Genomic DNA, 12,778 nt, shown 5'->3' with positions numbered 1-12,778 from the left:
CCCTCGCATGGGTCGACCGCGAAGCGGGCGAAACCCCCTCGAGATCATTCAGGCGTTGGCTTCGCGGATCTTGTCGGCGGCATCCTTGTCGAAGGCGATGCCGTTTTCCGCAAAGAGCGTATCCAACTCGCCCGACAGCGTCATCTCGGTCACGATATCGCAGCCACCGACGAATTCGCCCTTCACGTAGAGCTGGGGGATCGTCGGCCAGTCGGAATATTCCTTGATGCCCTGCCGGATGGTTTCATCGGCCAGCACGTTCACATCGGCGAAATTGACGCCCATGTAGTTCAAAACGCCCGCGACGCGGCTGGAAAAGCCGCATTGGGGCATGGATTTCGTGCCCTTCATGAACAGGACCACGTCGTTCTCGGTCACGGTCTTGCGGATGGTGTCTTCGGCGCTCATCGGGGAATTCCCTTTCAATCGGGGGCTTTGGTGGTCAGGGCAAGGGCATGCAGCTCACCATGGCTGCCGTCCATCTTGCCTTTCAGCGCGGCATAGACCGCGCGCTGTTGCTGGACGCGGTTCTGGCCGCGAAAGCTTTCGTCGATGACCTGCGCCGCGAAATGCGCGCCATCATCGCCTTCGACGGTGATCTGCGCCTTGGGAAAGCTTTCGCGGAGCATGTCCTCGATTTCGCGGGCGGTGATCGGCATTCTCTATCCTCGGCTGTTCCTTGAGGGGAATCTATGCCTCAAGCGGGCGGGCCGCAAGCGGCGCGCTCAGGCGAAATGCGCGGCGAAGGCCGTGCGCCAGAGGGTCGACAGATCGGCAAGGGACGCCTCGGACCCGCCGATGCGGATCTTGTCGCCGCCGACCTTGCCGACGGTGGAGAGCGTCACGCCCGCCTGACCCGCCGCGACCATCAGCGCCTCGGCCTTGTCGAAATTCGTGGCGATGAGGTAGCGGCCCTGATCCTCGCCATAGAGCATGGCGTTGTCGCTGGGCTCGAGCGTGAGGCCCACATCGCCCGCAACGGCCATTTCGAAGGCGGCCAGCGCCAGCCCGCCGTCGCTGAGGTCGGTGCAGGCGGTGATCCACTGGCGGTTGGCGAGGATGAATTCGCCCGCGGTACGTTCGGCCGCGAGGTCGACCGGGGGCGCATCGCCCTCTTCGCGGTTGAAGACCTCGGCCAGAAGCGCGGATTGACCCAGATGACCCCGGGTTTCGCCCAGAACCATCAGCACATGGCCATCGCGCGGCACGCCCGCGATCAGCTCCTCGGGCGAGGACAAGAGGCCGACGGCCCCGATCGTGGGGGTGGGCAGGATCGCCTGACCGTCGGTTTCGTTGTAAAGGCTGACATTGCCCGAGACGATGGGCATGTCGAGCGCCGCGCAGGCCTGCCCGATACCTTGGATGGCGCCCACGAACTGGCCCATGATCTCGGGCTTTTCGGGATTGCCGAAATTGAGGTTGTCGGTGGTGGCAAGCGGGCGCGCACCGACGGCAATGAGGTTGCGATAGGCTTCGGCCACGGCCTGTTTGCCGCCCTCGACGGGGTTCGCCTTGACGTAGCGCGGCGTCACGTCGGAGGTGAAGGCCAGCGCCTTTTCCGTGCCATGGACGCGCACAACGCCCGCGCCAAGGCCCGGCGCGCGGATCGTATCGGCCATGACCATGTGGTCGTATTGTTCGTAGACCCAGGCGCGCGAGCAGTAATTGGGCGAGGAAATCAGCGCCTTGAGCGCGTCGATGGCATCGACCTCGGGGACGGGGTCCATGTCGGCGGCGGGTTCTGTCGGCACCCAGGGGCGGTCGTATTCGGGGGCCTCGGAGGAGAGTTTGGACAGCGGCAGGTCGGCCATCACCTCGTTGCCGTGCAGGATGAGGAAGCGATCCTCGGGGATGGTTTCGCCGACGATGGCGAAATCGAGGTCCCATTTCTGGAAAATGGCGCGGGCCTCGGCCTCCATCGACGGCTTGAGGACCATGAGCATCCGCTCCTGGCTTTCCGACAGCATCATCTCGTAGGCGGTCATGTTCGTTTCGCGCTGCGGCACATGGTCGAGCGTGAGCTTGATGCCGAGATTGCCCTTGTCGCCCATTTCGACGGCCGAACAGGTCAGGCCCGCGGCCCCCATGTCCTGGATCGAGATGACGGCACCCGAGGCCATGAGTTCGAGGCAGGCCTCCAACAGGCGCTTTTCGGTGAAGGGGTCGCCGACCTGCACGGTGGGGCGCTTTTCCTCGATCGTGTCGTCGAATTCGGCGCTGGCCATGGTGGCCCCACCAACGCCGTCGCGGCCGGTTTTCGCGCCCAGATAGACCACGGGCATTCCGACGCCCGAGGCCGCCGAGTAGAAGATGCTGTCGGCCTCGGCGAGACCGGCGGCGAAGGCGTTCACGAGGCAATTTCCGTTATAGGCGCGGTGAAAGCGCACTTCGCCGCCCACGTTGGGAACGCCGAAGCAATTGCCGTAGCCGCCCACGCCCTCGACCACGCCATGGACGAGCTGGCGGGTTTTGGGATGGTCCTTTTCGCCAAAGGACAGCGCGTTCATCGCCGCGATGGGGCGTGCGCCCATGGTGAAGACATCGCGCAAGATGCCGCCCACGCCGGTCGCCGCACCCTGGTAGGGTTCGATGTAGGAGGGGTGGTTGTGGCTTTCCATCTTGAAGACGACCGCCTGACCGTCGCCGATATCGACGACGCCCGCGTTTTCGCCCGGGCCGCAGATCACCTGCGGGCCCTTGGTCGGCAGGGTGCGCAGCCATTTCTTGGAGGATTTGTAGGAACAATGTTCGTTCCACATGGCCGAGAAGATGCCGAGTTCCGTGAAGGTCGGTTCGCGCCCGATGATCTCGAGGATGCGCTCGTATTCATCGGGTTTGAGCCCGTGGGCGGCGATCAGATCGGGCGTGATGGCTGGCTCGGTCATGGCATGTGTCCCCCGTTTGGCCGCTCTTTACGGCAGGAGGGCAGCAGGGGGAAGGGGCAGCGCCGCCGCGCAGGCCCGATCAGAGCGCGCGCCGGAAGGTGAGCGAGGTGGGGCGGTCGTAGCCGGGATGGGCGGTTTTCGCGGTCACGACGAAGCCCATGGCGGCGAAGGCTGCGTGGTTTTCCACCAGTTCTACCCGGCTTTGCAGCACGAGGGCGGGCAGCGACAGGGCGCGGGCATGACGGGCCGCGGCCTCGACCAGCGCGCGGGCGTGGCCCTGTCCGCGCTGCGCTGCGGCGACGGCCAGCTTGCCGATATAGTAGTGATCGGGCGCGGCCGCGCCGAACAGGCAGGCGATGGGGGTGCCGTTTTCGCGGATCAGGAACAGATCCTCGGTCGTGGATTTGGCGCGGAGATCGGCGAGCGAGAGGCGCGTCATGGAGGAAGGCGGGTCGATCCGGTCGGCCATATAGGCGAAAGCCGTGGACAATAAGGCGTGGAGCGCCGTGAAATCGTTGAAATCGCCCGGATTTGTTTCGACGTTGGAAACAGTCATCGCGCCACCCTGTCGATCTGCCAAAAAAAGGCCGAGACGAATCTCGGCCGAAGTCCAACAGGGAGGTAATGGAACGGTGATCTCTCACCCGTGTTCCATTGATGCCGAAATATGCGGCAGTTTAGAGTCGTTCAAGGCAAAACCTGCCGCAGCGCCGCAAAGCAGATATGCCTGTGGCGCATAACACACAGACACGGGCAGGTGGGTTGCGGGCTTTCGGGGGGATCAGGTCAGCGGAACGGCATCGCTTTCCTTTTGGCGGCGGCGGTAGGCGATGACCTCCTCGGCGACGAAATCGCGGAACACCTCGACCCGTTTGGATTGGCGCAGTTCCTCGGGATAGGCGAGGAAGACGGGCACCTCGGCGGATTGCACATCAGGAAGGACGCGCACGAGGTCGGGGAAATCCTGCGTCAGGTAATCGGGCAAGACGCCGATGCCCAGATCGTGGATCACGGCCTGAAGCACGCCGAAGTAGTTGTTCACCGTGAGGCGGGAGCCGATGGTATGGGCCATCAACTCGCGCACGAGGATCGCGCCGGCGCTGACCTGGGCCGAGGTGGCGTTCTGGCTGATGAGGCGGTGGGTCGCGAAATCCTCCAGTGTCTGGGGGGTGCCGTTGGCCTCGAGGTAGCGGGGGGTCGCGTAAAGGCGCATGTTGATCGTCATCAGGCGGCGGCGGATCAGGTCGGCCTGGCTGGGTTCCTTCATGCGGATCGCAACGTCGGCCTCACGCATGGGCAGATCGAGCAAGCGTTCCTCGAGCATCAGGTCGATCTTGAGGTCGGGGTATTTCTCGTAAAGCGCGGGCAGGCGGGGCGCGAGCCAGAGCGAGCCGAACCCGATCGTCGTGGTGACGCGCAATTCGCCGAAGACTTCCTCTTCGCTGTCGCGGATGCGCGCGGCGGCGGCCTCGAGGCGTTTGGACATGTGGCGCGTGGCGTCAAAGAGCAGTTCGCCCTGCTCGGTCAGGATCAGGCCGCGCGCATGGCGGTGGAAGAGGGTGGTGTTCAACCCTTCTTCGAGCGCGCGAATCTGGCGGCTGACGGCGGATTGCGACAGGTGCAGCGTGTCGCCCGCATGGGTCAGGCTGCCCGCATCGGCGACCGCGTGAAAAATCCGCAGTTTGTCCCAATCCATCGCCAACCTCCAATCGCCGCTGCGTATCTATGCAATCCCCCAAAGCGCTTGCAAAGACCTTTATCACGGAGTTCCAATGGTTTCATGACCCAAGGGCACCCACTGCCCGAAAAAGCGTCGACAGGTCAACATTAATGACCTATACTTCGTCGCATATACAACGACCACGGCCAGCACGGGAGGGCACGCCATGGGGGTGCAGCAAGTATCGCTGGAGGACCGGTTCGATCTGACGAAATCGCCGGTTCTGTTGAACGGGACGCAGGCGCTGGTGCGGTTGATGCTGGTGCAAAAGGCGCGCGACCGGGCGGCGGGGCTGAACACGGCGGGGTTGGTCACGGGCTATCGCGGATCGCCGCTTGGGGCGGTCGACATGCAGATGGCGCGAGCGAAAAAGCATCTGGAAGCCGCCGATATCCTGTTCCAGCCGGGATTGAACGAGGATCTGGCGGCCACCGCGCTGTGGGGTAGCCAGCAGGCCGAATTGCGCGGCGAGGGGCGGTTCGACGGGGTTTTCGGCCTGTGGTACGGCAAGGGTCCGGGCGTGGACCGGTCGGGCGACGTGATGCGCCATGTGAACATGGCGGGCACATCGCGCCATGGTGGCGTGCTGATGGCAATGGGCGACGACCACACCGGCGAAAGCTCGACCGTGTGCCACCAATCGGATTGGGCGTTGGTCGATGCGCATATGCCGGTGATCAGCCCGGCGGGCGTGCAGGAAATTCTCGATTACGGACTTTATGGCTATGCGCTCAGCCGGTTTGCGGGTGTCTGGGTCGGTCTGAAGACCATGAAGGACACGGTCGAGGCGACGGCGGTGGTCGATGGCAGCGCGGACCGGATGCAATTCGTTCTGCCCGATTTCCCCATGCCCGAGGGCGGGTTGAACATCCGCCTGGGCGATCACTGGATCCCGCAGGAGGAACGGCTGGTCGAGCACAAGCGCTACGCCGCCGAAGCCTTTGCCCATGCCAACGGCATCGACCGGCGGGTGCATGGCAAGGCCGGGGCCAAGATCGGGTTTGTCGCCGCAGGCAAGAACTGGCTGGACCTGATGTCTGCCATGGCGACCTTGGGCATCGACGGGGCGGAGGCCGAGCGGTTGGGGGTGACGACCTACAAGGTCGGGCAGGTCTGGCCGTTGGACATGACGGGCTTTTCCCGATGGGCCGAGGGTCTGGACCTGATCGTCGTCGTCGAGGAAAAGCGCAAGCTGATCGAAGTGCAGGTCAAGGAAGCGATTTTCGACGACCGCCGGGGGCGGCGTGTCTATGGCCAGCGCAAGGGGGCGGAAAGCCTGTTTCCGGCGCATTTCGCGCTCGACCCTGCCGATATCGCCATGAAGCTGGGGCGCATCCTGATCGAAGAGGGGCGCGATACCGACCGGATCTGGGCAGGCTTGGCGCGGGTCGAGGAAGCCGCACGGGCGGGCAATGCGCCCGATCTGGCCGCGCGCACCCCGTGGTTCTGTTCGGGCTGTCCGCACAATACCAGCACCCGCCTGCCTGACGGCGCGCGGGGCGGGGCCGGGATCGGCTGCCATTTCATGGTGAAATGGATGGACCGCAACACCGAGGCCTTTACCCATATGGGCGGCGAGGGCGCGAACTGGATCGGGGAGGCGCCGTTTTCGACGCGCAAGCATGTGTTCCAGAACCTCGGCGAGGGGACCTACAACCATTCCGGCATTCTGGCCATCCGGGCCGCTGTCGCGGCCAAGGCGAACATCACCTACAAGATCCTGTTCAACGATGCCGTCGCCATGACGGGCGGCCAGCACAACGAGGGCGATCTGGACCCGGCGCGGATCGCGCGCGAGGTGCAGGCGATGGGTGTCAGGCATATCGCGCTGATCCATGATCCCAAGGAAGAGATCGATTGGTCGGCCTATCCTGCGGGGCTGGAAAAGCACCCGCGCGACGACCTGATGGCGGTGCAGGAGCGGTTTCAGGAGATCGAGGGCGTTTCGGCGATCATCTATGTCCAGACCTGTGCGGCGGAGAAGCGGCGGCGAAGGAAGCGCGGCAAGTTCCCCGATCCGGATCGGCGCGTCTTCATCAACACCGATGTCTGCGAGGGCTGCGGCGATTGCGGCGTGCAGTCGAATTGCGTGTCCATCGTGCCGGTGGAGACGGAGCTGGGCCGCAAACGCGCCATCGACCAATCGTCGTGCAACAAGGATTTCAGCTGCCTCAAGGGCTTCTGCCCCAGTTTTGTGACGCTGGAGGGGGCGAAGATCCGCAAGCAGGCGACGGCGGCGGTGGATCTGTCGGATCTGCCCGCGCCAGTTTTGCCCGCCATCGCTGGCACCCATAACGTGCTGGTCACGGGCGTGGGCGGCACGGGTGTGGTGACGATCGGGGCGGTGATGGCGCAGGCAGCGCAGATCGACGGCAAGGGCGTCGGCATGATCGAGATGGCGGGATTGGCGCAAAAGGGTGGTGCCGTCTGGATCCATCTGCGTCTGGCCGAGCGGCCCGAGGATATTTCGGCCATCCGCGTTGGATTGGGCGAGGCCCATGCCGTCATCGGCGGCGATCTGGTGGTGACGGGAGGGGCCAAGACGCTGGGCCTGATGTGGACGGGCCAGACCGGGGCTGCGGTCAACAGCCACGAGATCATCACCGGCGATTTCACAAGGGACACGGAATTCCGCATTCCGGGCAAGGAGTTGCAGATCGCGCTTGCCGCAAGATTGCAAGATCGGCTGGCGGTGTTCGACGCCACCGAATTGTCGCGCATCCTGTTGGGGGATTCGATCTATTCCAACATGATGGTCTTTGGCGCGGCCTGGCAGATGGGGTTGATCCCGCTCAGCCACGAGGCGATTTCGCAGGCCATCGTGCTGAATGGCGCGGCGGTGGAGCGCAATGCGCAGGCCTTCGATATGGGACGCTGGGCGGCGCTGAACCCGGAGGCGGCGCGGCGCATGGTGTCGGCGGAGGTCGTGGAAAAGCCCAAGTCGCTTGAGGAAAAGATCGCGTTCCGCGCCGATCACCTGACGGCCTACCAAGGCCCGCGGTTGGCGCGGCGCTATCTGCGCATGGTGGAGAGCATCGCCGATCGGCGCCTGCAAGAAGCGGTCGCGAAAGGCTATCACAAGGTTCTGGCCTACAAGGATGAATTCGAGGTGGCGCGGCTGCATCTGGCGACCGAGGCCAAGGCGCGCGACAGTTTCGAGGGGGATTTCAGGATGAAATTCCACCTGGCCCCGCCGCTCTTGCCGGGGCGGGATGGCGCGGGCCGGCCGAAGAAGCGGGAATTCGGCGCTTGGATCATGCGGCTTTACCCGGTTCTGGCGAAGATGAAGGTGCTGCGCGGGACATTGGTAAACCCCTTCGGGCATACCGCGGAGCGGCGGATGGAGAGGGCCTTGATCGCGCAATATGAGGCCGACATGGCCGAATGGCTGCCGAAAGCCGGTGCGGTCGATCCCGATGCGCTGGTGGCGCTGGCCGAACTGCCGCTGCAGATCCGGGGCTTTGGCCCGGTGAAGGAGGCCAATGCCGCGAAAGCCGCCGTGCGGCGGGAGGAGATCCTGACGCGGTTGCGGGCGGGGCCTGAACTGGCGGCGGCGGCGGAATAGGGGGCTCTGCCCCCATCGCCTTTGGCGACTCCCCCGGGATATTTTTGAAACAGAGAAGGCTCTTAACGGGTTGTTAGGGGTGAGAGCCTAGTCTGGGCGCATCGAAACCGGAGCAGGGAGGGGCGAACCCATGCTGTCGGTTCGATCCATCGCGGAAGACATCGTGGCGCGCGAAGGGGGCTATGTGAATGACCCGGACGATCCCGGGGGTCCGACGAAGTTCGGGGTGACGATCCATACCGCGCGGCATCTGGGGCTGGATCTGGACCGGGACGGGGATGTGGATGCCGCCGATGTTCGGCGGATCAGCCGGGAGCAGGCTGTCGAGATTTTCATGCGGGACTATTTCGAGCGGCCCGGGATCGGGCTGCTGCCCGAGGCCTTGCAGGCTTCGGTCTTTGACATGCAGGTCAATGCCGGGGCGCAGGCGGTGAAGATCTTGCAACGGCTGCTGCGCGACATGGGGCTTGAGATCGCCGTCGACGGGGTGATCGGGCCGCAGACGGCGCGGGCCGCGGAGGTGGCGATGGAGATGGCGCCGGGGCATCTGGTCGATGCCTATGGGATTGCGCGGCGGAATTTCTACTATGCGTTGGCCGACCGGCGGCCTGCGAGCCGGAAATACGCAAGGCGGCGCGATGGCGGAAAGGGCGGTTGGATCACGCGGGCCGAAAGCTTCATCGCGCCGCGCTATCATCTGAGCGAGGCGGAGCATCGGGCAAGGGTGGCGGCATGGGGTTGATCGGGCGGGCCATGGGCGTGGGGCAGGCGGCAGGCGCCATCGGGGAGGCGGCGCAGGGATTGTCGGAGGTGTTCGTCGCCAATGCGACGCGGGCGATGGAACTGGATGCGGAGATCCACCGCGCCACGATGGAGACGGCGGCGGCGGAATTCCAGCATGCCGGGCCGGGCCTGTTCGACCGGGCGATCAACGGGGTGAACCGTTTGCCGCGCCCGATGCTGGCCTTGGGAACCCTTGGGCTGTTTGTCTATGCGATGGTGGACCCTGCGGGATTTGCCCGGCGCATGGTCGGACTGGAGGCGGTGCCGGAGCCGCTTTGGTGGCTGCTTGGGGCCATCGTCAGTTTCTATTTCGGCGCGCGGGAATTGCATTACACGCGCGGCGCGCCGCATCTGGCCGCTCGGGCCAGCGGGCTGTTGCGGCGCGGCGGTCTGCGGCAGGCGCCTGCCGAAGATCCCGTGGCGCTCAATCCTGCGCTGTCGGCGTGGAGGAACGGGGCGGATCAGCCCGCGAGCAATTCGGCGCGCGAGACCTCGCCCATGTCCCAGTAAAGGCCCGCCATCAGGCCCACCGCCTCGGGGAAGATCGCGTGGGGCAGGTGTTCGTTCGGGGCATGCTGCGAGCATCCCGGGTAGGAATGGGGCACCCAGACGGTGGGAATGCCGAGGATTTCCGTGAAGATGTCATTGGGGAGCGAGCCGCCAAGCGAGGGCAGAACCACGGGCGCGGACCCGTGGGTGCGCGCAAGCGAAGCGGCCGCGAAGCGCGCAGCCGGGTGGTCGACCGGCGTGGCGGAGGCGCGGAATTGTGATCCTTCGCGGGTGATGGTGACATCGGGATGGCCCATAGCGTCGAGATGGGCGCGCAGCGCCTCTTCCAGCTTGGTGTCATCGATGCCGGGCACATAGCGCAATTGCACCACCGCCTCGGCCTGATCGGGGATGGCGTTGACGGGCTGGGCGATGTTGCCGGCGGAAAAGGCGAGGATTTCGGCCGAATTCCAGGCATGGATGCGTTCGGCGGGGGTAAGCCCCTCGGCGCCCCAATCGGCGTCGACCTCGCCCCCTGCCGGGGTAAGACCGGCAAGGGCATCGCGCGCCGCTTGGGGCACGCCCGCGGGAACCCAGCCCGGCACCTGGAGCGCGCCGTGGCGCGTGGCGATGGTGGAGAGCGCATGGGCAAGCTCGAGGGCGGGATTGCGCAAGGCGCCGCCGAAATTGCCCGAATGCCGCCCGCCCTCGCGCCGTTTCAGGCGCAGGCGGAAGGTGGCGCCGCCGCGCGCGCCCAGAAAGATCGTGGGTTGGTCTGCGGCAAGGCGCGGTCCGTCGGAGGCGACGAGCAGATCGGGCGTGATCCGGGCCTTGAGCGTTCCACAGAGCTTGGCGAGGCCGGGAGAGCCGATTTCCTCGCCCATCTCGATGATGACATGGGTGTTGAAGCCCAAGGCCCCGCGCGCGGCGAGAACCGCCTGCATCGCAGTCATGTTGACGAGCATCTGCCCCTTGTTGTCGGCGATGCCGCGTCCGTACCAGCGGCCCGTGGCGGCGTCTTCGGTCAGGGTCCAGGGGTCGCGGTTTTCGGCCCATTGGCCGGTCATGGCGGGGACCGTGTCGCCATGGGCGTAGCCGAGGATGGTGGGGCGGTCGGTGCCTTCGATGCGGCTGGCGAGGAGGAAGGGGCGACCTTCGGAGGTGAAGCCCTGGGTTTGGAAGCCCATGGCGGTGAATCCCTGCGCGACATGGGCGAGATAGGCGTGCAGCGGCGCGTCGGGGGATTTGGAATCGGTGGGAAAGGCGATCAGGTCGGCCAAGGCCCCGCGAAAGGCATCATCCGCGGCGAGGCTGCGGGCAAGGGTGACGGCGGCGTCGCGGGCGGTAGCGTCGAGCATGATGGTCCTTTCTGGCAGGCGCGCTCTTGATAGGGCCGGGGCGCGGGGCTGGCAACATGGGGCGGGGCGACGGTTTGTTGCCGTGGCAGCGCTTTTCAGGGCGTGCGCCGCTTGCGGATGCCCAGAAGGCGGGCCGCGACCGGAGCACCGAGGATGATGAGGAAGACGCGGGCGACATGGTGCAGGACGACATAGCCCAGATCCGCGCCCACGACGATGGCGAGGATCGCCATTTCCGCCTGTCCTGCGGGCACGAAGGCGAGAAAGCCGTCAAGCGGCGGGGCGAGGCCGAAGAGGATGATCGCCTCGGTGAAGAGTGCGGCCATGCCTGCCACGATCACCACGAAGAGGAGGCCCGCCACCACATCGCGGCGCACCTCGGCCATGGTGATGCCGACATAGCCCGCGCCGAGGCCGAGGCCGATGAAGAATTGCGCGGCAAGGATCGCCTCGGCGGGCGGGCGGACATGGATGATGTCGGCAAGCGACAGGGCAGCGGTCAGAACCATGGGGCCGATGATCGGGGCGCCGAAAAGCCCGATACGCTCTGCCCCTTTCCAGCCCAGAAGGGCCGCGACGACCATGATGGCCAGTTCATGCGGCGGCAGGGAACTGGCGGGCGCGCCGATGGGATTGTCGAGGGCTGCATCGAAGAGATGGACGAGCAGGAAGGGCGTGGCCATGACGATGACGATCACGCGGGTGGCGTGGACAAGCGTCAGACTGCGGACATTCGCCCCGGCCTCCTGCCCGAAGAGGGTCATGTCGGCGAGCCCCCCGGGCATGGCGGCATACCATGCGGTGGGAAGATCGTAGCCGTAGAACCGGCGGAAGAACGGCACGCCGATGGCCGCGATGGTCACGACATAGAGCGGCACCATGGCCAGAGTGATCGCCATCTGCGGCAGGCGGGCGACGAGGTCTGGGGTGATGGAGGCCCCGATGGCGACGCCGAGAATGGTGCGCATCACCTTGCCTGTCACGCCCGCGTCGCGGACCGGCACACCCGCAAGCGCAGCGACAAGGCAGGCGAAGAGCGGCCCGAGGAGGAAGGGCAGGGGCAGGGTGAGCGCGTGGAAGAGGCCGGTGCCGACGAGGCCGATGGCGATGGTCAGGACAAGGCGTGGGGCCTTGGGGCCAAGCGACAAGCGGCGCATCGTGCGCGTTCCCTCAGGTCTGTTCTCCGCCGTTCACGGCGATCATCTGGCCGGTGACGAAGCGCGCCTCGGGCGTGGCGAGGAAACCTGCGACGGAGGCGATGTCACCCGGCTGGCCCATGAAGCCCGCGGGGATCGTGGCGGTGCGCTTGGGGTCGTCGGCCGTTGCGGTATCGGCGCGGATCTGGCCGGGCGAGATCACGTTGGCGGTGATGCCATGGGGCGCGAATTCGGTCGAGAGCGCCTTGGTCAGGCCCCAGACGCCATGTTTGGCCGCCGAGATCGGCGCGCCCTCGAAATAGCCACGGATGGCTTTCATCCCGGCGAAATTGATGATGCGGCCCCATTTGCGGTCGACCATGCCGGGCAGAAAGGCCCGCGCCGTCCGGTAGGCCCCGGTCAGCGCCACGTCGACGACGCCGTGCCAATCGTCCTCGGTCATTTCGAGGAAGGGTTTGTGGGGGCGCCGGGCGGCGTTGTTGACGAGGATGTCGATGGTCCCGAAGCGGTCGAGGGCGGCGGCGCTGATATGGGCCACATCTTCGGCGCGGGCCATGTCGCCCATGGCCACGAGCGCCTCTGCCCCGGTCGCGCGGATGAGGCTTGCGGTTTCCTCGCAGGCGGTGACGTTGCTTGAGCCGTTGACCACGACATTGCAGCCCAGTTCGGCCAGACGCAGGGCGACGGCGCGCCCGATATTCTGGCCCGATCCCGAAACGAAGGCGGTCTTGCCTGTCAGAACCTTGTCGCTCATCGCGTCGTCTCCCCCGTGAAGCAGTCATGAAATCAATGTCTTGGCGGTGGCTTGCCCCCGCTGCGCC

11 protein-coding genes are annotated in these 12,778 nt (G+C 65.7%); 3 read left to right on the top strand and 8 right to left on the bottom strand.

The genetic code is table 11. The annotated features are described in order from the left end of the window. Positions 1-48: 48 nt before the first annotated feature. The 5 genes from grxD to QQK63_RS07230 all read right to left on the bottom strand — a co-directional run bounded on the left by grxD (position 49) and on the right by QQK63_RS07230 (position 4,581). The gene (gene grxD / locus QQK63_RS07250; protein WP_277823088.1) at positions 49-408 is read right to left on the bottom strand and encodes a Grx4 family monothiol glutaredoxin; all 360 of its coding nucleotides are present in this window, start codon (positions 406-408) and stop codon (positions 49-51) included. A 14-nt stretch (positions 409-422) separates the two neighbouring features. Beyond that, positions 423-659, bottom strand: coding sequence for a BolA/IbaG family iron-sulfur metabolism protein (locus QQK63_RS07245; protein WP_277823086.1), 237 nt, complete (start codon positions 657-659; stop codon positions 423-425). 66 nt (positions 660-725) lie between these two features. After that, positions 726-2,885: a phosphoribosylformylglycinamidine synthase subunit PurL gene (gene purL / locus QQK63_RS07240; protein WP_277823084.1), complete on the bottom strand. Its 2,160-nt coding sequence runs from the start codon at positions 2,883-2,885 to the stop codon at positions 726-728. Positions 2,886-2,964: 79 nt separating this feature from the next. After that, entirely contained in the window at positions 2,965-3,441 is a 477-nt protein-coding gene (locus tag QQK63_RS07235; protein ID WP_277823081.1) for a GNAT family N-acetyltransferase, read from the bottom strand. 225 nt (positions 3,442-3,666) lie between these two features. After that, the gene (locus QQK63_RS07230; RefSeq protein ID WP_277823079.1) at positions 3,667-4,581 is read right to left on the bottom strand and encodes a LysR family transcriptional regulator; all 915 of its coding nucleotides are present in this window, start codon (positions 4,579-4,581) and stop codon (positions 3,667-3,669) included. A 190-nt stretch (positions 4,582-4,771) separates the two neighbouring features. Here QQK63_RS07230 and QQK63_RS07225 point away from each other — a divergent pair, with 190 nt between their 5' ends. The 3 genes from QQK63_RS07225 to QQK63_RS07215 all read left to right on the top strand — a co-directional run bounded on the left by QQK63_RS07225 (position 4,772) and on the right by QQK63_RS07215 (position 9,463). After that, positions 4,772-8,170 carry an indolepyruvate ferredoxin oxidoreductase family protein gene (locus tag QQK63_RS07225; protein WP_277823077.1) on the top strand — a complete coding sequence of 1,133 codons (3,399 nt, stop codon included), beginning with the start codon at positions 4,772-4,774 and terminating at the stop codon, positions 8,168-8,170. A gap of 130 nt (positions 8,171-8,300) precedes the next feature. Beyond that, a complete protein-coding gene (locus QQK63_RS07220; RefSeq protein ID WP_277823076.1) occupies positions 8,301-8,912 on the top strand; it encodes a holin-associated N-acetylmuramidase in 612 nt (203 codons plus the stop codon). Next, the gene (locus tag QQK63_RS07215; protein ID WP_277823074.1) at positions 8,903-9,463 is read left to right on the top strand and encodes a holin family protein; all 561 of its coding nucleotides are present in this window, start codon (positions 8,903-8,905) and stop codon (positions 9,461-9,463) included. Before QQK63_RS07220 ends, QQK63_RS07215 begins: the two co-directional genes overlap by 10 nt. On the opposite strand, the gene QQK63_RS07210 is transcribed toward QQK63_RS07215, so the two are convergent. The 3 genes from QQK63_RS07210 to QQK63_RS07200 all read right to left on the bottom strand — a co-directional run bounded on the left by QQK63_RS07210 (position 9,415) and on the right by QQK63_RS07200 (position 12,711). Beyond that, positions 9,415-10,800: a M20/M25/M40 family metallo-hydrolase gene (locus QQK63_RS07210; protein WP_277823072.1), complete on the bottom strand. Its 1,386-nt coding sequence runs from the start codon at positions 10,798-10,800 to the stop codon at positions 9,415-9,417. The two genes, QQK63_RS07215 and QQK63_RS07210, sit on opposite strands and share 49 nt — an antisense overlap. Before the next feature lie 95 nt (positions 10,801-10,895). Continuing rightward, complete coding sequence (locus QQK63_RS07205) at positions 10,896-11,957, bottom strand: AbrB family transcriptional regulator (RefSeq protein ID WP_277823070.1); 1,062 nt, start codon at positions 11,955-11,957, stop codon at positions 10,896-10,898. Between the two features lie 13 nt (positions 11,958-11,970). Further along, entirely contained in the window at positions 11,971-12,711 is a 741-nt protein-coding gene (locus tag QQK63_RS07200) for an SDR family NAD(P)-dependent oxidoreductase (protein WP_277823068.1), read from the bottom strand. Positions 12,712-12,778 lie beyond the last annotated feature (67 nt).

Source organism: Roseicyclus marinus (genome assembly GCF_030163795.1).
Lineage (GTDB): Bacteria > Pseudomonadota > Alphaproteobacteria > Rhodobacterales > Rhodobacteraceae > Roseicyclus > Roseicyclus marinus.
The sequence above is the reverse complement of the archived record's forward strand: the minus strand, read 5'-3'. Positions and strand labels throughout refer to the sequence as shown.